The sequence below is a fragment of the Streptomyces sp. NPDC007164 genome, from assembly GCF_040634135.1.
Taxonomy (GTDB): Bacteria; Actinomycetota; Actinomycetes; order Streptomycetales; family Streptomycetaceae; genus Streptomyces; species Streptomyces sanglieri.
Window position 1 is genome coordinate 100888 of record NZ_JBEYFB010000023.1, and the last position, 23213, is coordinate 124100.

At 71.7% G+C, this 23213-nt stretch carries 17 protein-coding genes; 10 read left to right on the forward strand and 7 right to left on the reverse strand.

Annotation, left to right across the window (positions count from 1 at the left end; all coding sequences use genetic code 11):
* Nucleotides 1–3: 3 nt before the first annotated feature.
* Complete coding sequence (locus ABZ622_RS25985; RefSeq protein WP_360547043.1) at nucleotides 4–654, forward strand: response regulator transcription factor; 651 nt, start codon at nucleotides 4–6, stop codon at nucleotides 652–654.
* A 19-nt stretch (nucleotides 655–673) separates the two neighbouring features.
* Here the strand turns inward: ABZ622_RS25985 and glgX are convergent, their stop codons facing one another.
* Nucleotides 674–2896, reverse strand: coding sequence for a glycogen debranching protein GlgX (gene glgX, locus ABZ622_RS25990; RefSeq protein ID WP_360547045.1), 2223 nt, complete (start codon nucleotides 2894–2896; stop codon nucleotides 674–676).
* 153 nt (nucleotides 2897–3049) lie between these two features.
* Between glgX and ABZ622_RS25995 the strand changes: the two genes are divergently transcribed.
* From ABZ622_RS25995 to ABZ622_RS26025, 7 genes are all read left to right on the forward strand, one after another.
* The gene (locus ABZ622_RS25995) at nucleotides 3050–4279 is read left to right on the forward strand and encodes an Ig-like domain-containing protein (protein WP_360547047.1); all 1230 of its coding nucleotides are present in this window, start codon (nucleotides 3050–3052) and stop codon (nucleotides 4277–4279) included.
* A 214-nt stretch (nucleotides 4280–4493) separates the two neighbouring features.
* On the forward strand, nucleotides 4494–5738 hold the full coding sequence (locus ABZ622_RS26000; protein WP_360547049.1) for an Ig-like domain-containing protein: 1245 nt from the start codon (nucleotides 4494–4496) through the stop codon (nucleotides 5736–5738).
* Between the two features lie 110 nt (nucleotides 5739–5848).
* Nucleotides 5849–6616 (forward strand): enoyl-CoA hydratase-related protein, encoded by a 768-nt coding sequence (locus ABZ622_RS26005; RefSeq protein ID WP_360547051.1) that lies wholly within the window; start codon nucleotides 5849–5851, stop codon nucleotides 6614–6616.
* A 251-nt stretch (nucleotides 6617–6867) separates the two neighbouring features.
* The gene (locus tag ABZ622_RS26010) at nucleotides 6868–7383 is read left to right on the forward strand and encodes an ATP-binding protein (RefSeq protein ID WP_360547053.1); all 516 of its coding nucleotides are present in this window, start codon (nucleotides 6868–6870) and stop codon (nucleotides 7381–7383) included.
* 353 nt (nucleotides 7384–7736) lie between these two features.
* Nucleotides 7737–8549, forward strand: a complete 813-nt coding sequence (locus ABZ622_RS26015) for a polysaccharide deacetylase family protein (RefSeq protein ID WP_360547055.1) — start codon at nucleotides 7737–7739, stop codon at nucleotides 8547–8549.
* Nucleotides 8549–9742, forward strand: coding sequence for a hypothetical protein (locus ABZ622_RS26020; RefSeq protein ID WP_360547057.1), 1194 nt, complete (start codon nucleotides 8549–8551; stop codon nucleotides 9740–9742). Before ABZ622_RS26015 ends, ABZ622_RS26020 begins: the two co-directional genes overlap by 1 nt.
* A 91-nt stretch (nucleotides 9743–9833) precedes the next feature.
* Nucleotides 9834–10457, forward strand: a complete 624-nt coding sequence (locus ABZ622_RS26025) for an ADP-ribosyltransferase (RefSeq protein ID WP_360547090.1) — start codon at nucleotides 9834–9836, stop codon at nucleotides 10455–10457.
* Between the two features lie 12 nt (nucleotides 10458–10469).
* Here ABZ622_RS26025 and ABZ622_RS26030 read toward each other — a convergent pair whose 3' ends face one another.
* Complete coding sequence (locus tag ABZ622_RS26030; protein ID WP_360547059.1) at nucleotides 10470–11108, reverse strand: GNAT family N-acetyltransferase; 639 nt, start codon at nucleotides 11106–11108, stop codon at nucleotides 10470–10472.
* A gap of 165 nt (nucleotides 11109–11273) precedes the next feature.
* Between ABZ622_RS26030 and ABZ622_RS26035 the strand changes: the two genes are divergently transcribed.
* Nucleotides 11274–11489 (forward strand): EF-hand domain-containing protein, encoded by a 216-nt coding sequence (locus ABZ622_RS26035; protein WP_360547061.1) that lies wholly within the window; start codon nucleotides 11274–11276, stop codon nucleotides 11487–11489.
* A 38-nt stretch (nucleotides 11490–11527) separates the two neighbouring features.
* Here the strand turns inward: ABZ622_RS26035 and ABZ622_RS26040 are convergent, their stop codons facing one another.
* Entirely contained in the window at nucleotides 11528–13015 is a 1488-nt protein-coding gene (locus tag ABZ622_RS26040) for a carboxylesterase family protein (protein ID WP_360547063.1), read from the reverse strand.
* A gap of 143 nt (nucleotides 13016–13158) precedes the next feature.
* Nucleotides 13159–14652 carry a long-chain fatty acid--CoA ligase gene (locus ABZ622_RS26045; protein WP_360547065.1) on the reverse strand — a complete coding sequence of 498 codons (1494 nt, stop codon included), beginning with the start codon at nucleotides 14650–14652 and terminating at the stop codon, nucleotides 13159–13161.
* A gap of 173 nt (nucleotides 14653–14825) precedes the next feature.
* On the opposite strand from ABZ622_RS26045, the gene ABZ622_RS26050 reads away from it, so the two are divergent.
* Complete coding sequence (locus ABZ622_RS26050) at nucleotides 14826–16103, forward strand: helix-turn-helix domain-containing protein (protein ID WP_360547067.1); 1278 nt, start codon at nucleotides 14826–14828, stop codon at nucleotides 16101–16103.
* Between the two features lie 85 nt (nucleotides 16104–16188).
* Here the strand turns inward: ABZ622_RS26050 and ABZ622_RS26055 are convergent, their stop codons facing one another.
* The 3 genes from ABZ622_RS26055 to eccCa form a co-directional block, all read right to left on the reverse strand.
* On the reverse strand, nucleotides 16189–17166 hold the full coding sequence (locus ABZ622_RS26055) for a terpene synthase family protein (protein ID WP_360547092.1): 978 nt from the start codon (nucleotides 17164–17166) through the stop codon (nucleotides 16189–16191).
* A 525-nt stretch (nucleotides 17167–17691) separates the two neighbouring features.
* Entirely contained in the window at nucleotides 17692–19110 is a 1419-nt protein-coding gene (locus tag ABZ622_RS26060) for a DUF6177 family protein (protein WP_360547069.1), read from the reverse strand.
* 82 nt (nucleotides 19111–19192) lie between these two features.
* Nucleotides 19193–23164 carry a type VII secretion protein EccCa gene (gene eccCa, locus ABZ622_RS26065; RefSeq protein ID WP_360547071.1) on the reverse strand — a complete coding sequence of 1324 codons (3972 nt, stop codon included), beginning with the start codon at nucleotides 23162–23164 and terminating at the stop codon, nucleotides 19193–19195.
* Nucleotides 23165–23213: the final 49 nt, after the last annotated feature.

Sequence of the window (23213 nt, forward strand, 5' to 3'; positions counted from 1 at the left end):
GCCATGGCTGAGGAACCCGCACGCGTCATCACGCTCGTAGTCGTCGACGACCATCCCGTCGTACGGGACGGTCTGCGCGGCATGTTCGATTCGGACCCGGACTTCCGGGTGCTGGGGGAGGCGTCGAACGGGGTGGAGGGGGTCGAGATGGTGGGCCGGCTGGATCCCGATGTCGTTCTGATGGACCTGCGGATGCCGGGCGGCGGCGGGGTCGCCGCCATCGCGGAGCTGGCCGGGCGCGGTGCCCGGTCCAAGGTGCTGGTGCTCACCACGTACGACACCGACTCCGACACGCTGCCCGCGATCGAGGCCGGGGCGACCGGCTACCTGCTCAAGGACGCGCCCCGCGACGAGCTGTTCACCGCCGTCCGGGCCGCCGCCGACGGCCGCACCGTGCTCTCGCCCGCCGTCGCCTCCCGGCTCATCTCACGGGTGCGCACCCCGGCGGCCGCGGGCAGCGAGGCGCTGTCGGGCCGTGAGCGCGAGGTGCTGGAACTCGTCGCGAAGGGCACGCCGAACCGGGAGATCGCCGCCGAGCTGTTCATCAGCGAGGCGACCGTGAAGACCCATCTCACCCATATCTTCGCCAAGCTGGGCGCCAAGGACCGGGCCGCCGCCGTGGCGATCGGCTACGACCGGGGCATCCTCGGCTGACCCGGCCGCCCGCACCCGCTCACTCCTCGACCCGCAGCAGCAGCACCGACCTGGGCGGCACGGTCAGCGTCCCGTCGCCCGGGTGGACGGTGCCGGGGGCCGCGGTCTGGTCCTCCCGCGAGGTGTCCAGGACCAGTTCGTAGCTCCGCGCCCACGGCGGTCCGGGGAGCCGGAAGCCGGCCGGGCGGTGGCCGGCGTGCAGGATCGCCAGGAAACTGTCGTCGGTGATCTGCTCGCCCCGCGCGTCCCGGCCGGGGATGTCGCGCCCGGAGAGGAAGAGCCCGACCGTGGCGGCCGGCGCGTACCAGTCGCCCTCGGTCATCTCCGTACCCCCGGGGGTGAACCACGCCAGGTCCCGCAGCCCGTCCGCCGCCTGCGGCAGCCCGGAGAAGAAGGCCCGGCGGCGCAGCACCGGATGGCTGCGGCGCAGCCGCAGCACCCGCGCCGTCAGCTCGGTCAGCTCCCGCCATCCGGGCTGTTCGAGCAGCGACCAGTCCAGCCAGCCGGTCTCGTTGTCCTGGCAGTACGCGTTGTTGTTGCCGCCCTGCGTACGGCCCATCTCGTCGCCCGCGACCAGCATCGGCACACCCGTCGACAGCAGCAGCGTGGTCAGCAGGTTGCGCAGCTGGCGGCGGCGCAGCGCGTTGACGGCGGGGTCCTCGCTCTCGCCCTCGGCGCCGCAGTTCCAGGCCCGGTTGTCGTTCGTGCCGTCCCGGTTGCCCTCGCCGTTGGCCTCGTTGTGCTTCTGCTGGTAGCTCACCAGGTCGCGCAGGGTGAAGCCGTCGTGCGCGGTGACGAAGTTGACCGAGGCGTACGGGCGCCGGCCGCCCCAGGCGTAGAGATCGCTGGACCCGGTCAGCCGGTAGCCGAGGTCCCGTACGTCGGGCAGCGCGCCGCGCCAGAAGTCCCGCACGGCGTCCCGGTAGCGGTCGTTCCACTCGGTCCACAGCGGCGGGAAGGCGCCCACCTGATAGCCGCCGTTGCCGACGTCCCACGGCTCGGCGATCAGCTTCACCCGGCGCAGCACCGGGTCCTGGGCGATCACTGCCAGGAACGGCGAGAGCATGTCGACGTCGTGCATGGAGCGGGCCAGGGCGGCCGCCAGGTCGAAGCGGAAGCCGTCGACGCCCATCTCCGTCACCCAGTAGCGCAGCGAGTCGGTGATCAGTCGCAGTACGTGCGGCTGGACGACGTGCAGGGTGTTGCCGCAGCCCGTGTAGTCGGCGTAGCGGCGGGCGTCGGGCTGGAGGCGGTAGTAGCCGCGGTTGTCGATGCCGCGCAGCGACAGCATCGGACCGAGCTCGCCCGCCTCCGCCGTGTGGTTGTAGACCACGTCGAGGATCACCTCGATCCCCGCGTCGTGCAGCGCCCGGACCATCCTCTTGAACTCGCCGACCTGGCCGCCCGCCGTGCCGCTCGCCGAGTAGTCGGCGTGCGGGGCGAAGTAGCCGATCGAGTTGTAGCCCCAGTAGTTGCGCAGACCGCGCCTCAGCAGATGGTCCTCGTGGGCGAACTGGTGCACCGGCAGCAGCTCCACCGCCGTCACCCCGAGCCGCAGCAGATGCCCGACGGCCGCCGGATGGGCGAGACCGGCGTACGTGCCCCGGAGCTCCTCGGGGATGCCGGGGTGCCGTTGGGTGAAGCCGCGCACATGCAGCTCGTAGATGACGGAGTCCGCCCACGGGGTCTTCGGCCGGCGGTCCTCGGCCCAGTCGTCGTCGTCATGGACCACGACCCCCTTGGGGACGTACGGAGCGGAGTCCCGCTCGTCGCGGACGGTGTCGGCGACATGCTGCTGCGGCCAGTCCCTCACATGGCCGTACACCTCCGGCGGAAGGGTGAAAGAGCCGTCGACCGCCCGCGCGTAGGGATCGAGGAGCAGCTTCGCCGGATTCCAGCGGGCCCCGGTCCAGGGATCCCAGCGGCCGTGCACCCGGTAGCCGTAGCGCTGCCCCGGCCGCACTCCCGGTACGAAGCCGTGCCTGATCTCATGGGTCAGCTCGGTCAGCGCGAGCCGGTGCTCGGTCCCGTCCGCGTCGAAGAGACACAGCTCGACGGAGTCCGAACCACCGGCCCAGAGCGCGAAGTTGGTGCCCGCGACCCCGTCGGGACCGACCCGGAACCTGGCCCCCAGCGGGGTCGGGGAGCCGGGCCACACGGCGGGCGGCCGCCCCCGTACGGCCCGGCTCCCGGCGGCCGTACCCGGCTCCCGCACCGCCTCTTGCTCGGCTGCGCTCGACACCTGCTCGCCTCCCGCGGCTCGTGGGGACCGGCACCGAAAAGGAGCGCACGGCGTCCCGGCCGCGGCTCCCCGAGTGTGGTCCTCCCCCTGTTTCTGCCCACCCGGGCGCCCGCACTCACGTTTCCCCCGACCGGCCCCCGTCGTTGGGCGGGCGTGAACCACGTAGCGAAGAGAGCGGTGGCGAGCAGGGCCACCGCGCCGACATGGACGGGACTGCTCGTCGTGCTGGCCGTACTGACCGGCTGCACCGGCACCGGATCGGTCTTCGGCGGGTCGGCGGGCCCGCCGCAGGACGCGATCCAGGTCACCCCGCGGGACGGGGCGAAGAACATCGGCCCGGACGGGCGGCTCGCGGTGAAGGTCCCCGACGGGGAACGGCTGGAGAGCGTCGAGGTGACCCGGACCGAGGACGCGCGGAGCCGGGCGGTGCCAGGCAGAATCACGCGGGACGGGCTCTCCTGGGCTCCCCGGGGGAGCGAGGGGCGGCTCAGGCTCGGCGCCGAGTACCGCGTGCACGCGGTGGCGGTGGACGGTTCGGGGAAACGCACCACCCGCCGCACCACCTTCAGCACGCTCGTGCCCGGACACCGCTTCATCGGCTACTTCAAACCGGAGAACCGCTCCACGGTGGGCACCGGGATGATCGTCTCCTTCGAGTTCAGCCGGCCGGTCACCAACCGCGCGGCCGTGCAGCGGGCCATCAGGGTGACGGCCGTACCGCCGGTCGAGGTGGTGGGGCACTGGTTCGGCGCGGACCGGCTCGACTTCCGCCCCGCCGGCTACTGGAAGCCGGGCACCGAGGTGACCGTCGAGATGGCGCTGCGCGACGTGGAGGGCGCGCCGCACGTGTACGGCTCGCAGGACAAGAAGGTCGTCTTCAGCATCGGCCGCTCGCAGTCGTCCCTGGTCGACGCGGCCGCGCACACCATGGAGGTGCGCCGCGACGGGGAACTCGTCTCCACCATTCCGATCACGGCGGGCGCCGCGGGGAAGACGACCACGTACAACGGGAAGATGGTGGTCAGCGAGATGCGCGAAGTGACCCGGATGGACGGCCGCACGGTCGGCTTCGGCGGCGAGTACGACATCAAGGACGTCCCGCACGCCATCCGGCTCACCGATTCCGGCACCTTCCTGCACGGCAACTACTGGTCGGACGAGGGCGTCTTCGGTTCGGAGAACGTCAGCCACGGCTGTGTCGGGCTGGAGGACGTGCGGGGCGGCGGCATCGACACCCCGGCCGGCCGGTTCTACGACCGCACGCTCATCGGCGACGTGGTCGAGGTCGTCAACTCCAAGGACAAAAAGGTCGCGCCGGACAACGGGCTCGGCGGCTGGAATCTCGACTGGACCCGGTGGAGGGCCGGCTCCGCCCTGCGCTGAGGCCCCGTCGGGCCGCCCCGCCCCCGGAGTCCCGTGCCACCTGGCAGAAGTCCCGGGACAACTTGGGACTGAACGGTGACATCCGGGGGGTCATTTCCACACGGCCGGTGTGATTATCTTTCGCTGAGCGTGCATATGCAGCGCGCGGGGGAGGGAGCCTTCGGGCTCCCGGGGGCCATGGCGGGGCCAGGCCGTGTGAGGGGAGACAACCACATTGAACGGGCTGCCGATATCGGGGACATCGGCCGGGGCGAACGGCGTACGGGGCGGGCGAGGCTCCACCGGACTGCTGGCTCTGGTACTGGGTGCGCTGCTGTTGCTGGTGACGGCGTGCGGCGGGGGAGACGACGCCGGCGGCAAGGGCGGCGGAGCGGGGAAGGCCGAGGACACCTCGGCCTCGCAGGCCGTGGTGACCGTCGCACCGAAGGACGGCGCGGACTCCGTCGCGACGAACGGGGCGCTGAAGGTCTCGGCCGACCAGGGGAAGCTGACCACGGTCAAGGTCTCCGACCCCAAGGGCACCGAGGTCGAGGGGAAGATCGCGGCCGACGGCGCGAGCTGGGCACCGGACCAGCATCTGGCCGCCGCGACCAAGTACAGGGTCCACGCGGTCGCCAAGGACTCCAAGGGCCGTGAGTCGGCGAAGGACACCACCTTCACCACGCTGGTTCCGCAGAACACCTTCATCGGGCAGTACACCCCGGAGGACGGTTCCACGGTCGGCGTCGGTATGCCCGTCTCGATCCACTTCACCCGCGGCATCACCGACCCGGAGGCGGTCGAGAAGGCCATCAAGGTGACGGCCGAGCCGTCCGTCCCGGTCGAGGGCCACTGGTTCGGCAACGACCGGCTCGACTTCCGCCCCGAGGACTACTGGGCCGCGGGCACCAAGGTGACCGTGAAGCTCAACCTCGACGGTGTCGAGGGACGCCCCGGTGTCTACGGCAAGCAGGCCAAGACGGTCTCCTTCACCATCGGCCGCAAGCAGGTCAGCACGGTGGACGCCGAATCGCACCGGATGAAGGTCGTCCGCGACGATCAGCAGATCAAGGACATCCCGATCTCGGCGGGCGCCCCGGCGACCACCACGTACAACGGCGAGATGGTCATCAGCGAGAAGCTCAAGGTGACCCGGATGAATGGTGACACCGTCGGCTTCGGCGGCGAGTACGACATCAAGGACGTGCCGCACGCGATGCGTCTGTCCACCTCGGGCACCTTCATCCACGGCAACTACTGGGGCGCCTCCGGCATCTTCGGCTCGACCAACACCAGCCACGGCTGCGTCGGTCTGCAGGACGAGCGCGGCGCCTGGAGCAAGACGACCTCGGCGGGCTGGTTCTTCGAGAACTCGCTCATCGGTGACGTCGTGGTCGTGAAGAACTCGCACGACAAGACGATCCAGCCGGACAACGGTCTCAACGGCTGGAACATGTCCTGGTCGGAGTGGACCAAGTAGTCCTGCGCGCAAGCGAGACGTAGTACTCCGCGCAAGCCGTACGGAGCGGGCCCGGTGCTGTGACCAACAGCACCGGGCCCGCCGTCGTTAGCGACGGTTAACCTGCCCCCATGACCGCAAACCTCGAAGTACGTGACGGCGTCGGCACGATCCTGCTTGACCGCCCGCCCATGAACGCCCTGGACGTCGCCACCCAGGACCGGCTGCGTGAACTCGCCGAGGAGGCGACCCGGCGCGACGACGTGCGCGCCGTGGTCCTCTACGGCGGCGAGAAGGTGTTCGCGGCGGGCGCGGACATCAAGGAGATGCAGGCGATGGACCACACGGCGATGGTCGTACGGTCCAAGGCGCTGCAGGACTCCTTCACCGCGGTGGCCCGGATCCCCAAGCCGGTCGTCGCCGCCGTCACCGGCTACGCGCTGGGCGGCGGCTGCGAGCTGGCGCTCTGCGCCGACTTCCGTATCGCCGGTGACAACGCCAAGCTGGGCCAGCCCGAGATCCTGCTCGGACTGATCCCGGGCGCGGGCGGCACCCAGCGCCTGGCCCGGCTGATCGGCCCGTCCCGGGCCAAGGACCTGATTTTCACCGGCCGCCACGTGCGGGCCGAAGAGGCCCTGGCGATCGGTCTGGTGGACCGGGTGGTGCCCGCCGCCGAGGTGTACGAGCAGGCGCACGCCTGGGCCGCCAAGCTGGCCAAGGGACCGGCGCTGGCGCTGCGTGCCGCCAAGGAATCCATCGACGCCGGCCTGGAGACGGACATCGACACCGGGCTCACCATCGAGCGGAACTGGTTCGCCGGACTGTTCGCCACCGAGGACCGGGAGCGCGGAATGCGCAGCTTCGTCGAAGAGGGTCCGGGCAAGGCCAAGTTCCTCTGACGGAAAGTCAGTTGGGCACAGAATGACGCGCGTTCATCCGTGCGGGCGGATTGGCCGGGCCGTGGGGCAACCTTGGGGGTCGACTTCCCGATGGCCCGGTCAACCGCCATCCGAGGGGGTGTTCATGCAGGTCAGCGGGGCTATGAAGGGTCGCATTCTGCCAGCGGCATATGCCCGACGACGCTCACGGAACGGCGTGTTCCGGGGTGCGGATTCCTCCGGAACGGCCACGGGGGACCCGTCTTGCGACCATGATGGTGTCCATGGCGGGCCTGGAGGGTGTGGAACAGCCGCGACCGCACAGTGGTGCGACAGCGGCGCGCTGGATGCCGGTCGTCGAGGACGAACAGGCGTTCAAGGTACTGGAGTTGTTCGGAAATCCGACGGAGGGTGAAGTCCGGCTGCCCTCCCGTCCGGAGTCCGCGGCCACTGCCCGACGGCTCACCTCGTGCGTGGTGCTGCGGCAGTGGGCACTCTCCCCGCAGACCGCCGAGTACGCCGTGCTGCTCGTCTCGGAGCTCGTCGGCAACGCGGTGCGCCACACCGGCGCCCGGGTCTTCGGGTTACGGATGCTGCGCCGCCGGGGCTGGATCAGGATCGAGGTGCGCGACCCCTCGCGCGGGCTGCCCTGTCTGATGCCGGTCCAGGCGATGGACGTCAGCGGGCGGGGCCTCTTCCTCGTCGACAAGCTCTCCGACCGCTGGGGCGTGGATCTGCTGCCGCGCGGCAAGACCACCTGGTTCGAGATGCGGATCTCCGACCGCTGACCCCGGCCGGCGCCCCGGACGCACAGCAGCCCCCGGTCCGCCGTGGTGAGGCGCTTCGGGGGCTGCTGTGTGGGGGCCGTGAAATGGGGGGTGTGTTCACGGCCGCTCGTGACGACCGGGCTCGGGTCATGCGGTCGTGTGACCGACTATGGCAGACGGGCGACCTCTTCGCCAAAGGTGCAAGTGGCACATTCGGCCCCATAGTGGGACATCTTCAGGGTGAATCGCAGGTGTGATGGGTCACTTGCCTGCAAAAGTGTGAGTATTTATGGGATTCGTTAAGTGATTCATTCGCTTCGCCCATATGCCTAAATTGTTATTTTCTTCTGATTTCGCCCCTACTGTGTCTGCACATGAACGCCTCCGACAGTCCGGTGCATCGCCGCAGCGCCCTGCGCGCGGGAGCAGGGGCCGCCCTCGCCGGTGTCCTCACCACCGGATGCGCGGACCATGACGCCGCCGGCCCGCCGGCCGCGGCCGTCACCGACACGGTGAGCCCGAAGAACCCCGCCGACGCGACCACCCGGCCGCCGTCCCCCGCGCCCGGACCGCACCGCTTCCCCGGACAGCCGGTCCAGATCGACCACGGCCCCCGCGACCGCGCCCGGGTCGCCCTCACCTTCCACGGCCAGGGCGACCCCGCCATCGCCCGCACCGTCCTCGCCGAGGCCGAACGGGCACACGCCAGGGTCACCGTCCTCGCCGTCGGCAGCTGGCTCGACGAACACCCCACGATGGCCCGGCGCATCCTCGACGGCGGCCACGAACTCGGCAACCACACCCAGCGCCACGTGGACATCTCCACGATGGGCGAGGCCGAGGCGTACGCGGAGATCGACGGCTGCGCCCGGCGGCTGCGCAGGCTCACCGGCTCCATCGGAACCTGGTTCCGGCCCTCACGCACCCGGTACGCCACCCCGCTCGTTCAGCGGCTGGCCGCCCGGGCGGGCTACCCGCACGTCCTCTCCTACGACGTGGACTCCCTCGACTTCACCTCTCCCGGCGCCGCGGCCGTCACCCGCAAGGTGGCCGGGGAGATCCGCAACGGATCGGTGGTGAGCCTGCACTTCGGCTACGCGGACACGGTCGCCGCCCTGCCTCTCCTCCTCACCGAAATCGACCGCCGCCGACTGCGCGCGGTGACGACCACGGAGCTGCTGACCTGATGTCTCCCTCCACCAAGCACACCGCGGCCCTGCTCGGGGGCGTCCTGCTGGCCGTACTCACCGGCTGCGGCACCTCGGCCGAGAAGGCGAACGTCCAGGCCGTCGGCAGCGAGGCCGCCGCGCCGCCCGTCAAGCCCGACCGCCTCACCCCGCCCGCGCCGCCGGGGCTCCCCGGGATGCCCCCGGTGCTCGACGCCAAGGACGTCTACTCCGCCGACCGGCCGGGAAAGCTGTCACCGGCCGTCAAGGACTTCCCGTCCCGGGTGTACGTCCCCAACACCAACTCCGACACCGTGACCGTGATCGACCCCGCGACGTACAAGGTCATCAAGACCATCAAGGTCGGCCGCCAGCCGCAGCACGTCGTGCCGTCCTGGGACCTGAAGACCCTCTGGGTCAACAACGACATCGGCGACAGCCTCACGGCCATCGACCCGGCCACCGGGAAGACCGGTCCGACGGTGCCGGTCTCCGACCCGTACAACCTCTACTTCACCCCGGACGGCAAGTACGCCGTGGTGATGGCCTCGATGGACCGTCAGCTGGTCTTCCGCGACGCCCACACCATGAAGACGGCCAAGACCGTCCCGGTCGACTGCGCGGGCGTCAACCACGCCGACTTCACCCCCGACGGCCGGTACTTCATCGTCTCCTGCGAGTTCTCCGGCGAACTCCTCAAGGTCGACACCGCGAAGATGAAGGTCGTCGCCCAGCAGAAGCTGCCGCTCAAGGGCGCGATGCCGCAGGACGTCAAACTGTCGCCGGACGGCGGGACGTTCTACATCGCGGACATGATCGCCGACGGGATCTGGGTGCTGGACGGAAGGAAGTTCACCACCCCGAAGCTGCTGCGCACCGGCAAGGGCGCCCACGGCCTCTACGTCAGCCGCGACTCCAAGGAGATGTACATCTCCAACCGCGGCGAGGGCACCATCTCCGTCTTCGACTTCGCACAGCGCAAGCTGGCGAAGAAATGGCGGCTGCCCGGCGGCGGCAGCCCCGACATGGGCGGGGTCTCCGCGGACGGCAAGGTCCTCTGGCTGAGCGGACGTTACGACGCCGAGGTGTACGCGATCGACACCGCCACCGGCAAGCAGCTCGCCCGCATCCCGGCGGGCAGCGGCCCGCACGGACTGGCCGTCTACCCGCAGCCGGGCCGGTACTCGCTCGGCCACACCGGCGTCTTCCGCTGACGGCACCGGCGTCAACACTCCGCCTGACACGCTCGCCTTCGGGTGATGCTCCCTGGCCCGGTGTCGCACCGGCGCGACAGTGACCATCATGATGATCACTTCTCGACTGCGGCGCCGGGCCGCACTTGCCGTTCTCTCCCTCTCCGCCGTGCTCGTCCCGGCCGCCGCCACACAGGCCGCCCCCGCGGCCGCTCCGACCGCCGCTGCCGCCCCCGCCGCCGCGTTCAAGCCCGGCAGCTGCCCGGTCGTCGCCGACCACCTCTTCGCCGCCGCCGACCCCGTGGACCTCGACCGGATCACCCCGCAGCCCTCGTACCGGAACGACTGCCGCCAGCTCTACCGGGCGGACGGCCGGGGCCCGGCGACCATCTTCGACGAGGGCTTCCACGCCAGGGACATCGACTACGGCCAGTACGACGTGGAGAAGTACGTTCTGGTCAACCAGTCGTCGCCGTTCGTCTCCACCACGTACGACCACGACCTGTACAAGAAGTGGAAGAGCGAGTTCAACTACTACATCGACGCCCCCGGCGGCATCGACGTGAACAAGACGATCGGCGACACCCACAAGTACGCCGACCAGGTGGAGGTCGCCTTCCCCGGCGGCGTCGACCGGAAGTTCATCGCCGGGGCGTGCCCGATCGACCGGGCGACCAAGACCGAGATCATGAACGAGTGCGTCGACAACCCGCACTACAAGCCGTGGCGCAGCTGATCCGACGGGCACTCACCCCATGACGAACAGAGCCTCCGAGCCCACCGGCCGGTAGCCCGCCGCCTGGAACGTCCGCACACTGCGGGCGTTCCCCGGCGACTGCTGGGCCCACACCGCCGCGTCCGGCACCAGCTGCCGGGCCGCCCGCGCGAGCCGTTCGCCCAGCCGCCGGCCCCGGGACTCCTCGGCCACCTCGATCGCGGTCTCCCAGCGCCCCGCGACGCCCCGGCCGAGGATCACCACACCGCCGTCGGCGGCCCAGACCCGGACCTCGTCCCGGTACTTCATCGCCCGCGCCACCCGCGGATGCTCCGGGTCCGCGATCTCCCGCAGCTCGATCTCCGGACCGCCGGGCAGCGCGGGGGCGACCGTCAGCAGGTCGACGGTGTTCATGTGCCGGCCGGTCCGGGCCAGCAGCGCGTTCAGAAAATGCGGATTCATCGTCGCGGCGAGCTCGTCGCCGGGGGTGCCGGCCAGCACGGCCCGCACCCAGTCGGGGTCCTCGTCGGTGAAGACCACCGAGTGCGCGGTGAACGCCAGCACTCCCGCGTCCCGGGCGGAGGGCTGCCGCACCACGGTCGTCGAACCGTCCGGCGGGGGAAACCGGCCGTGCGCCGAGGCCGTCAGAATCCGTGCCAGCGCGTCATCCATCAGCGTCCGCTTCCCCGTCCGGTCCGTGGTCCGCCGGGCAGCGGATCCCCCCGGCCATGATCGACCACCGGCCGCCGCGACCGCCATCCGCCGCGACCGTTAATCTGACCACCGGCAGTCAGGCATCGGCCAGGCATTGATCAGGCATGACGAAGGGGCGGAACCGTGGCGGACATAGAGTCGGCGCGCAAGGCATTCGAGCGGTTCGATCTGAACGGCGACGGGCTGATCTCGGCCGTCGAGTACAAGAGTGTGATGGCGCAGCTCGGCGACCCCTACGTCACCGAGACGGTGGCCCAGGCCGTCATCAACTCGCACGACGGCAACGACGACGGGCTGCTCACGTTCGACGAGTTCTGGGCGGCCCAGAACAAGGACTGAGTCCTAGGACCCCCGGCCTCCGGGCCGGGGGCCGCCGGTCAGGCGCTCTCGCGGTACGGCGCCCAGCCGCGCAGCTCCGCGTCGCGCGGGGCCCGCACCACGGCCGGCCTTCCGGGGCCGAAGCCCATCACCGGGCGCGAGTCGTCCCAGCCCGGCCAGCCGGGGTCGCCGGACACCGCGAACGCCACCCACGCCGCGTGCATCGCGTCGGCCAGCTCCTGCGGGGCGTCCGGACCGGCCAGCGCCACCGCGTCGGGCCGGTCCAGGGTGTCGAAGACGAAGCCGATCTCCAGTGCGTGACAGGCGCCCAGCCGCAGCACCGGGGACGGCCAGCCGAACTCGTAGACATGGGTGCTTCCCGGGCCGTCCGCGTGGGCGTCGGCCAGCCGGTTCAGCGGAACCCGCAGCAGCAGGTCGGTGGCGAGCGCGCCGAGCAGCTCGCCCGGCGTGGCGCCCGGCCGGTTCGCCCGGTACGTACGCGCCGTGGCGCCCGGCACCCTGAACTTCAGCAGCGCCAGCCTGAGCTTGAACGCGGACAGCCGCTCCGTCAGACCGCTGGGTACGAACCAGAGCCGGTACTCCTCGCTGTTCGAGCCCAGCAGCAGATCGACATCGGACGCGGCGCCGTCCAGCAGCGCTTCCAGCGGATCGCGGGGCAGCAGCTCGCCGTCCACCACGATCTGGAAGGAATTCCCGCCGGTCAGCGGAGAGCCGCCGGCCGTCACCTCGGTCTGCGCGGCCAGCAGCGCGGCCGGATCCACCGCGGCCAGCGCCCCCGCCGTCGCCGCCACCCCGAGCCGCCTGGCGATCAGCTCCGTGGTGCGCCGGGCGCCCGCGCCCGGCGGCAGCGCGGTCGGCGCACCGCTCTGCAGCACCGCCCGCCGGAACAGCCCCCGGGCCCGGGGGACGGCCAGCAGGGCGCCGATGCTGATCGCCCCCGCCGACTCGCCGCACACCGTGACCAGGTCCGGATCGCCGCCGAACGCCGCGATGTTGTCCCGCACCCAGGTCAGGGCCGCGATCTGGTCGAGCAGCCCCCGGTTGGCGGGCGCGTCCGGGAGCACCCCGAACCCCTCGATTCCGAGCCGGTAGTTGACCGACACCAGCACCACACCGTCCCGGGCGAACGCGGTCCCGTCGTACAGCGGAACCGCCGACGAGCCGTGCAGCAGCGAACCGCCGTGGATCCAGACGACGACGGGCAGCCCGGCGGCGGCCGGGGACGGGGTCCACACATTGAGGTTGAGGCAGTTGTCGCCCGGTACGTCGGGGTCGGGCAGCAGCCGGTCCAGCGGCGGGTTGTACGGCCGCTTCGGCGCGGTCGGCCCGAACGCCACCGCGTCCCGTACCCCTTCCCAGGGCTCGGGCGGCCCGGGCGCCCCGAAGCGCAGGGCGCCGACCGGCGCGGCGGCGTACGGGATGCCGCGGAACACGGCGACGCCCTGCTCCAATGTGCCGCGCACCGCCCCGTGGACCGTGCTGACCCGGGGCGACGTCCCGGGTATCGGGGTGGGTACGGCAGACATGAGGTCCAGCCCTTCTGCGGTGCGGTCGCCGACGGCGCCGGGGCGGACGGCGGCCACCGGTGCCGGTGCTTCGATACATGCCCGGTCCGGGGGCGCGTCGACCCGGACCGGCCCTGTCGGGTGAACGGCGGACGCCGGTGGGATCAGGCGGAGCCCGCCGCCAGGGCCCGCTTGAGGACCTTGCCGGTCGGTCCCAGCGGCAGCGTCTCGGTGAACCGCACGATCCGCGGGTACTTGTGCCGCCCGAGCCGCTCCTTGGACCAGTCGATCAGCTCCTGCTCGGTCACCGTCTCCGTACCGCCCCGCAGCACGACGACCGCGCAGATCTCCTCGCCGCGCGTCTCGTCGGGCACCCCGATCACCGCGACCTCGGAGATTGCCGGGTGGCGGACCAGCACCTCCTCGACCTCACGCGGATAGATGTTGAAGCCGCCCCGGATGACCAGGTCCTTCTTCCGGTCGACGATGCTCAGGAAGCCGTCCTCGTCCCGGACCCCGAGATCCCCGGTGCGGAACCAGCCGTCGACCACCGCCGCCGCCGTCGCCTCCGGATCGTTGAGATACCCGGCGAACACGTTGTGGCCGCGCACCACGACCTCGCCGACCTCGCCGTCCGCGAGCAGCACCACGCTGTCCTCCACCGCCGCGTCCGCCACCCCGATCTCCACGCCCCACACCGGATGGCCGACCGTGCCGGGGCGCAGGCCGAACTCCGGCTGGTTGAAGGTGGCGACCGGGGACGTCTCGGTCAGCCCGTAGCCCTCCAGGACCCGGGTCGTGAAGGTGGCCTCGAAACGTTCGAGCACGGCCACGGGGAGGGCCGCGCCGCCGGAGACGGCCGCGCGCAGGGTCGGACGGCTCGCCGGGTCGCTCTGCGCCGCCGCCTCGACCAGGGCGTGGTACATCGTCGGCACGCCCATGAAGATGCTCACGCCTTCGGCGGTCAGCAGCTCCAGCGCGCCCGCGCCGCTGAAGCGCGGCATGAGGACGAGCGTCGCCCCGGCCCGCAGCGTCGCGTTCATTGCACAGGTCTGCCCGTAGCTGTGGAACAGCGGCAGACAGCCGAGGACCACGTCGTCGCAGTCCAGCCGGAGCAGGTCGTGGGCGGAGACGGAGGCGTTCAGCACGATGTTGAGATGGGTGAGCAGCGCGCCCTTGGGCCGCCCGGTCGTGCCGCTGGTGTAAAGGATCACCGCGACGTCCTCGGGGGCCGCGGGCTCCGGCGCGGTCAGCGGTTCGCCGCCCTCCGGCAGGCCGCACACGGCCCGGACACCCGCGGCGCGCGCACCCTCCTCGGCGACCGGCCACATCGGACCGCCGCTGATCAGCGCGACGGACCCGCTGTGCCGCAGCACGTACGCCACCTCCTCGGCCACCAGCAGCCCGTGCACCGGCACCACCGACGCCCCGGCGGCGAGCGCGCCGTAGTACACATAGAGGAAGTCCGCCGAATTGGGCAGCAGCACCGCGACCCGGTCACCCGGCCGGACCCCGGACGCCCGCAGCGCGCCCGCGCAGCGCAGCGCCCCCGCCCACAGCTCGCGGTAGCTGATCCGGTTGCCCGAATCGATCACGGCCACCCGGTCGGGGTGCTTGCGGGCCGACTCACCCAGGACGGTCGCGACGCTGAGAAACATGACGGGCTCCAGGAAACACGGTGTTCACACGGCTGGACCTGCCCAGAATCGGCCGTGTCCCCGGCTTCGCACAATGTGCGGTTGCCCACCATGTGCGCTCCTCACCTGGGCAGCGGCCACGCGGAGCGGTACGCGGCGGGGCATCCGCCTAAGACCGGCGTTAACCTTCGGTCATGGCGCAGAACCCGGGTGCCCGGACCCCGCACGCCGAAGGCCCCCGTCCCGAAGGCGGCGACGACGGCGAGCTGCGGCGGTCCCTGGCCGTCGCCCTGCTCCCAGGGATCGAGGAACTGACCCGGCGGGTCGTGGACGACATCCACGCGCACAGCAACACGTACGCCTCCGGTTCACCGGTCAGCCGGGACGACCTGTGGGGGATCTGCCGCGACAACCTGTTGCGCGCGCTGGAGGACTTCGGCGGGCTGTCGTCCGGCGGGGACGCCGGGCAGGCGGCGCGCGAGACGGGGCGGCGGCGCGCGGAGCAGGGCGTACCGATGGACACCGTGCTCCAGGCCTACCGGCGCGGTGGCCGGGTGATGTGGCAGGTGATGGTCGAGCATCTGCGGGCCACGCGCGGGACGCAGGAGACCCATGGGGCGGCGGGCGACCGGGACACCGAACTGGACATGGCGGGCGCGGTCTGGGAGACCATCGACCGCTACTCGGTGGTGATGGCCGAGTCGTACCGGATGACCCAGCTGGAGATGCAGGGCCGGCAGGAAACCCGCCGCGTCGCCCTCTTCGAGGCCCTGCTCGACGGTCGCGGCGACGATCCGGCGGTCGCGGCGGCCGCCTCCGCCGCGCTGGGTGTGCCGGTCCAGGACCGGTACGTCGTCGTCGCCGCCGCCCAGGACCCGGCCGCGCCGCCCAACCCGGCACCCGTCCTCGCCGAGCACGGCATCTGGTCCTTCTGGCGGCCCCGGTCGGGCCGGTACGCGGGCATCGTGCGGCTGGCCGCGGGGGAGTCCGGCGTACTGCTCGGCCTGCTGCGCCACCGCACCGGCGCCACCGCGGGCGTCTCACCGGAGTTCGACCGGCTGGCCCGGGCGGGCCGGGCGCTGCGGCTCGCCGAGCAGGCGCTGCGCACGCTGCCCGCCCAGAGCGGTGAGGTGGCGGCCTTCGACGACCGGCTCGCGGAGGTGCTGCTGGTCGGCCGGCCGGAGATCGCCGAACGCATCGTCGGCACGCGGCTGGGCGGCGTACTGGACGTGGCGGCCGAACGCGAGGTGCTGCTCGGTACGCTGCGGGTCTGGCTCGACAGCGGCTGCTCGGCGGCGCGGGCGGCCGAACTGCTCTACTGCCACCGCAACACGGTACTCAACCGGATCGGCCGGATCGCCGAACTCACCGGCTGCAACGCGGAGTCGGGCGAGGTGCGGCTGGGATGGGCGCTGGCCCTGCGGGCGCTGCCGCTGCTGGCCGGTGACGGCGAAGGGGCGCCGGGGCCCTGAGGGCCGTGCAGCGGCGCGTCCGGCGCGGGACCGGAGGCCGTTGCCGGGCCTCCGGTCGCGGCTTTCGCGCCGTGCCGACAGTGGGTCAGGCGGCGAAGTGCTCCGACATGGAGTCCCGCTCGTCGACCTCGACGAGATCGGGACGGGTGTAGCGCTCCGCGCGGGCGTGGTAGTCGAAGTCGCCCCGGACCAGCCCCCGGTAGTCCTGTACGCACCGCTCCAGGGCGGCCCGGGTGGGGCCCTGGATGCCGGCCGCCTCGATCTCCTCGACCAGCTCCTTCTCGGCGCGCTGCACCCGCTGCGCGACCTGTGCGAGCTGCGCCCCGGCCTCGTCGACGGCCTCCTGGAGCGTGCAGTCGCGATCGCGCTGGATGAGGCGCACCGCATTGTGCTCGTATCCCAGCAGCGCCTCCTTCTCGAAGGAGCAGATGTCGTTGCAGAGCCCCGAATGATCGGTCACCGCATTGCGCAGCGCGATGTACGCGGGCAGGCTGCGGGCGGATTCCGGAAGATCGATTCCGGCGGTGATCTCATGGAGATCCAGGAAGGGCTGCATGGCCACCGAGTCCCGGCGGTGCTTCACGAATTCGCTCCGGGTCGGCGCCTGCCCGGCGGCCCGCTCCACGGCCTCGGCGTAGTAGGTCCACAGCCAGGCGACCGTGTCCCGCCGGAACTGCCGGATCCAGCGCGCCGACCGGTCCCGGTAGGTGCGGGTGCGCAGGCCCACGAGCGCGCGTTCCATGGCGCCGCGCGGCGGGCCGCCGTCGAGCACGGTGACCAGCCGGTCGATCGCCGCCTCGCACATGCGGGGATCGCGCCCGGCGGGCCCGTCGTCGAACTCGTCGTCGACGAGGAAGGCCCAGAAGAGCCACTGGCAGAAGAGATCGAGATGCTGCTGCGAAGCAGTGGGGAATATGAGGGATATCCAGAGTTCGGGCCGGGTCCGGATCATCTTCTTCCGGGCCACCGGGGAGAGCCCCAGGTCATTGGATTCGGCCCATTCCCACGCGGCCTTCCGGGTCTCCTCGATGCCGGGATTGCATCCGGTGCTCTGGAACGGCATATGAAACGCTGGCAGCGCAATCTGGCTCATTGGTGCCCCTCGTCGAGACGATTCGGATGAACGATACGAACGGGTAACCGGCCGGACCCGCGTCTCGCGGCCGGGTACGCATCGGGGGACGGGCCGCCCGCACCCACCGACCCTGGCCAGAGGCTCACCGTGCGAGACGAGGCAGTCATTCCTGCTCACTCTCCTCCGCCGGGGGTGGGGCATCGGGGCCGGGCCCGTGGGCCCGCGGTGGCAATCGCCCTCGGCTCAGGACGGTGGCATCACCATGTGTAACGCCCAGTCAACCCCCTGTTGAGGAAAGAGGGAAGCTGTTTGTGACCGAAACTGCTTGATCATCAGAAACGAATGACCATCTCTGGGCAACAGGTGACCAGCTGCGCTTGCCGACGGTCGGCGGCGCGGACGCCGGCACGGGCGGTCGCGCAGACGATTTTACGCCGCCCCGCCGTGCCTCGCCTTGTCCCGCCGCCTTGCCAAAACGGCCCGCATGCTGTCGCGCCCGCCGTCCCGTACCGCTCAGGCGCCCTTCAGATGCCGCATCAGCCGCTCGAAGTCCTGCCAGCCGGACAGGTCCGACGGGTCGCCCGGCAGCGGGTAGTACAACGCCGGACGGGACCTCGGGCCGAGCTGGACCGGCGGCTCGGAGAGCGGCGTGCGCCGGGCCCGGTCGCCGGGCATCTCGCGCACCTCCTCCGCGCCGAGCACGAACGCCACCGGCACGCCGGGCCCCTCGAAGCGCGGCGGCACCGCCAGGTCGCGGCGGGCCCTGCGGAGCTGGACCAGCATCGACTGCAGGTGATGACGGGTGGCGAGCACCTCCGCCACCCGGGGCAGGGCGTCCAGCGGGGGTTCCTCGCCGGACCCGTAGCCGAACGCCAGCGTGACGTCCTCCTCCACACCCGCCTTCGTACGGCTGACGCGGACCGTGGCCAGGCCCGGCCGGTCCGGGCTGCCGACCACCACGAGCCAGGTCGGCTCGGGCGCCCGCTCGAAGGCGACATCCGTCAGCCGGCGCAGCGACCACGGCAGGTTGGCGGGCTCGGCGGTGCCCCACCCGGCCGGCGGCTGCCCCGTCAGCTCCTGCCACACAGACTCCAGGGCCCCGCCCAGCACCAGCCGGTCGTCCGCCGGGTGGACCGTGCGGAACGAGATCGCCAGCTGACGGTCACCGGTGTCCGTGACCTCCTGATAGGCGGCGGCCACCGGGGTGCGCGGGTCCTCGGGGGTGGCGTCGGCCGACTCGACCGTCGCGAACATGCCCTGCTGCCAGCGCAGTACGGCACCGGACAGACCGTCGTAGTAGCCGTCCTTCCCGTCCTGCACCACCCAGCGCGACGGCCAGCCGCTGAGGCTGTTGCGCACCGCGGGGGAGAGGGTCGCACCCGGCGAGGTGACGATCTGGAGCCCCAGCTCGGCGTTGGCCGCCGCCCGGAACGCGTCCGAGAGCCAGGCCGTCATCGCGACCACCGGACGGTCCTGGATGATGACGGCCACCTTGTCGGTGAGCGCGTCCACGGCGGGCTGCGCGGCGGCGGGCGTCGGCGCGACGCTCACCCCCTCGCTCTTCACCACCGCGAGGGAACGTGCGGCCTCCGGCGGCCAGGCGGAGCCCCCGGCCAGCGTGGCGATCCGGGCCGCGAAGGTGCCCGCGAGCAGCTCGGCCTCCTCGACCCCGGTGGTGGCACGGGCCTCCGTCCACCAGAACGGAACCGGCGGCGCGGTGGCCCCGAGCAGCCGCTCGGCCTCGCCCGCGACCTGCACCAGCAGCGGCGCCTCGATGGAGACCAGCGGCCGGCCCTGATCGTCGCAGAGCTGCACGACGGCATCCTCGCCCGTGGTCCCCACCAGCTTGTCCGGGCCGCCCGCGAGCAGACCCGCGAGCACGGTCAGCGGGTCGGGCATGCGCGGGGTGAGGGCGATGACGTCCTTGGTCATGTGGTCGGCCGTTCCTTCTTCGTCCGGGTGCGGATGTGCGGTGGGGGCGCGGCCCGCGGAATCGGGACCGCGCCCCGGCGGGTCACTCCGCGGTGTACACGGTCTGGACCAGGCGGTTGGGCTGGCCCCTGCGGATGAACACCCCGCGGCCCGGCGGCTGCTGGGCGGCGTACACACCGGGGAACAGCTGGCCCTCGCTGCGGTCGCCCGACATCAGGAGCGCCGAGGCCCCCGACTCGCGCAGACCCAGCACCAGCGGGTCGTACATGCCGCGCGAGGCGCCCGCCACCCGGCGGGTCAGCACGAAGTGCAGACCGATGTCGACGGCGGACGGGATGTACGGCAGGAACGGGTCGAGCGGGGACTGACCTGCGGTGGTCAGCACGTCGTAGTCGTCGACCAGGATCACGATCCGCGGACCGCTGCCCCAGCTGCCGGGCTCCAGGTCTTCGTTGTCCGCCCGGTCGTCCGGCAGCCGCTTCTCCAGCTCGGTGGCGATACCGGCGGCCAGACCCGCGCACATCTTGGGGTTGTACGCGTACCCGCCGCGGAACTCCTCCGGGATCGCGCCGCGCAGCCCGCGCCGCGGGTCCATGACGGCGAAGACCAGCTCGTCCTCGCCGTAGCGCTCGATCAGCCCGCCGGCGACGGTCTTCAGCAGGTTCGTCTTGCCGCACTCGCTGTCGCCCAGGACCAGCAGGTGCTGGTCGTGGTGGAACAGGTCGAGCACGGCGGGCGCCAGCGCCGTCTGGTCCAGGCCGATCGGCACCCGCTTGGGCTCGGCGACCGGGCCCGGCAGCAGATGCGGCTCCAGGACGTGCGGCAGGATCCGGACCGGCTGGGCGACCTCACCGCTCCAGGTGGCGCGGACCGTACGGGCCGTGTGCTCCAGGACCGCGCCCAGCTCCGAGACGTCCGCGAGACCGTCCGTACGGGGCAGCGCGACCTGGGCGAACAGCTTGCCGTCGGTGAGGATGCGGCCCGGCTCGTCGGCCGACAGGGTCTGCGCGAGCTTGCGGTCGATGCTGGACTCGCTCGGGTCGTTCAGCCGCAGCTCGACCCGGGTACCGAAGTTCGACTGGGTGGCGATGCGTACGTCGTTCCAGCGGAGCATGCCCGCGACGACGTGGATGCCGTAGCCGCCACCGCGCTTGAGGATGTCCACGACCGCGTCGTCCAGCTCGTCGAAGTCGTCGCGCAGCGCACCGAAACCGTCGATGATCAGCACGATCTCGGCCGAGGCCAGCCGGGGCAGCCGGCCCGCCGCGTGCAGCGAACGCAACTGCTCCACGGAGTCGACGGCGTGCTCGCGGAACAGGTCCTCGCGGACCGCGAGCATGCCCCGCACCTCCTCGACGGTGCGCCCCGCGCGCTCCCGGTCCGCCCGCCCGGCGACACCGCCGACGTGCGGCAGCCCCGACACGGCCTGGAGACCGCCGCCGACCAGGTCGAGGCCGTAGACGCCGACCTCCTGCGGGGTGTGGGTCAGCGAGATCGCCAGCGCGAGCGTCCGCAGCAGCGTCGTCTTGCCGGTCTGCGGACCACCGATGACCGCGGCGTGCCCGCCCGCCACCGTGAGGTCCAGGTACCACTGGCCCTGCCACTGCTTGGTCGGGTCGTCGAGCAGGCCGAGCGGCACCTGGAGCGGACCGCGCCGCTTGGCCAGCTGCATCCCGCGCGGGCCCACGTCCAGCGGCCCCGCGACCTTGTCCAGGGCGATCGCGCCGGGCAGCGGCGGCAGCCAGATCCGGCGCACCGGACCGGCCGCCTCCCGCAGCTGGTCGACGACGACACCCATCTCGGTCGGCCCGGTCTCCCGGCGCCGCACCTTCGGCTCCTCGCCCGAACTCTCCGGCTCGGCAAGGGTGTTGAACGCCTCGTACTCCAGGGCCAGCGGCCCGCTGTCCTGCTCCTCGTCGCGCTGCACCGGCCCCCGGTACGCGCCCGAGACATAGCTCGCCTTGAAGCGCTCGTAATGGCTGGTGTCGACCTTCAGATAGCCGAAGCCGGGCAGCGGCGGCAGATGGAAGGCGTCCGTGGTGTCCAGGACCGTACGCGACTCGTCGGCGGAGAAGGTGCGCAGGCCGAGCCGGTACGAGAGATAGGTGTCCAGGCCCTTGAGCTTGCCGCCCTCGATGCGCTGGCTGGACAGCAGCAGATGCACACCGATGGAGCGGCCGATCCGGCCGATGGACAGGAACAGGTCGATGAAGTCCGGCTTCGCGGTGAGGAGTTCACCGAACTCGTCGATCACCACGAACAGATGCGGCAGCGGGTCCAGATCGGGCCGCCGGTCCGCGCGCAGCGCCGCGTAGTCACCGATGTCGGCGACATTGCCCGCGTCCTTGAGCACCTGCTGACGGCGCTTGACCTCACCGGCGAGCGAGGCGTGCACCCGCTCGACCAGGCCCGCCTGGTTCTCCAGGTTGGTGATGACCCCGGCCACGTGCGGCAGCTCCGCGAACGGGGCGAAGGTCGCACCGCCCTTGTAGTCGACCAGGACCAGCGCGAGGTCCTCCGGCGGATGCGTGGCCACCAGGGCGAGCACCAGGGTGCGCAGCAGCTCCGACTTGCCGGAACCGGTGGCCCCGACACACAGCCCGTGCGGGCCCATGCCCAGCTCGGAGGACTCCTTCAGGTCCAGGAGTACCGGCTGATGGGAGTCGCTGATGCCGATCGGCACGCGCAGGAAGGCACGTTCGCCGCGTGGCGCCCACATCCGCGACAGGTCCAGCTGCGCCACGTCGTCGATGCCGAGCAGGTCGGCGAAGTCGACGGGGCCCGACAGCGGGGCGTCCACGAGCGATTCGGCGGACAGCCGCATCGGCGCCAGCATCCGGGCCAGTCCCTCGGCGAACGGGATGCCGACCTCGTCCACGGTGCCGTGGGCGCTGATCGCTTCCTGCTCGCGCAGGTCCTCGATGACGACCGAGTCGCCGTCGACGGTGATCCGTACGCTGACGTGTCCCGGCTCCTGGACCCGGTGCTCCAGCAGGTGCAGCACGCTGACGCCCATCTCGCGCAGGCCGACCGCGTCGTCCGGGCGCGGCAGGTCGACGGCGTCCTCGCCGTGCCCGTCGGTGACGACGAGCAGCCGGGACGTCATGGACAGCGCGTCCTTGCCGGACAGACCGCGCCGTACCTCGGCCGCGTACGAGGCGCGGCGGCGCAGCTCCGGACCGATCTGACGGGAGAGCTGGGGCGCGGACGGGGCGATCCGGCGGGCCGCGACCGGACCGTCGAACTGCTCGGTGTCGAGCAGATGCGGCATCCACTTGGCCCACTCCCAGTCGGCCAGCCGCTCACCGGGCACGGCGAGCGCCATCGCGACGTCGTCGGGGGCGTGCGTGGCGGCGGTCTGGACGAGCAGGGCGCGCGCGATGCGCAGGCAGTCCTCGCGGGGGCCGATGACACTGACGTTGCCGACCCGGTCGAGCGGCACGGTCAGCGGGAGTTCGGTGCCGGTACGGAAGCGGTCCATCAGCGCCGACGCCTCGTTGAGCATGAAGGTGTCGGGCGGCGACAGGACGGACGAGCCCTGCTGGGCGACCGTCAGATCGCGCACCGGCATCTCACCCGTGCCGACGCGCACCCGCAGGAAGTCGCCGTCGAGACGGCGCCGCTCCCAGACCCGGGCCGGGTCGCGCACTATGTCGTACAGGGCGTGCGGCGGCGGATTGAGGACATCGGCCCGCTCGGCCCGCCGGCGCTCCTCGACGGAGAGTTCCTCGCGCAGGTCCTCCAGATACGCGAGGTAGGCCTCGCGCTGGGTACGGCGGGTGCGCTGGGCCTTGCCGCGCTGCGAGAAGACCAGCGCCACCGAACCGATGACGGTGACGACGAGGATGATCGCGCCGAGACCGGCGAACTGACTGTTGCGTACGACCGTCATCATCACGACGGAGGACATCACACCGGCGACGGGCAACAGCGACATCGCGATGTTGCCGGACTTGCCCTCGGGCAGGTTCGGCGGTGCCTCGATGGTGCGCGCCTCGGAGGCGGCCGGCGGCCGGGTGGTCCTGGCCGGGCGGTGGATCAGTCGGGTACTCATCGTCGTCCGTCACTCGGGGTCGGGTCAGGTCGGCATCGGGACCGGTGGT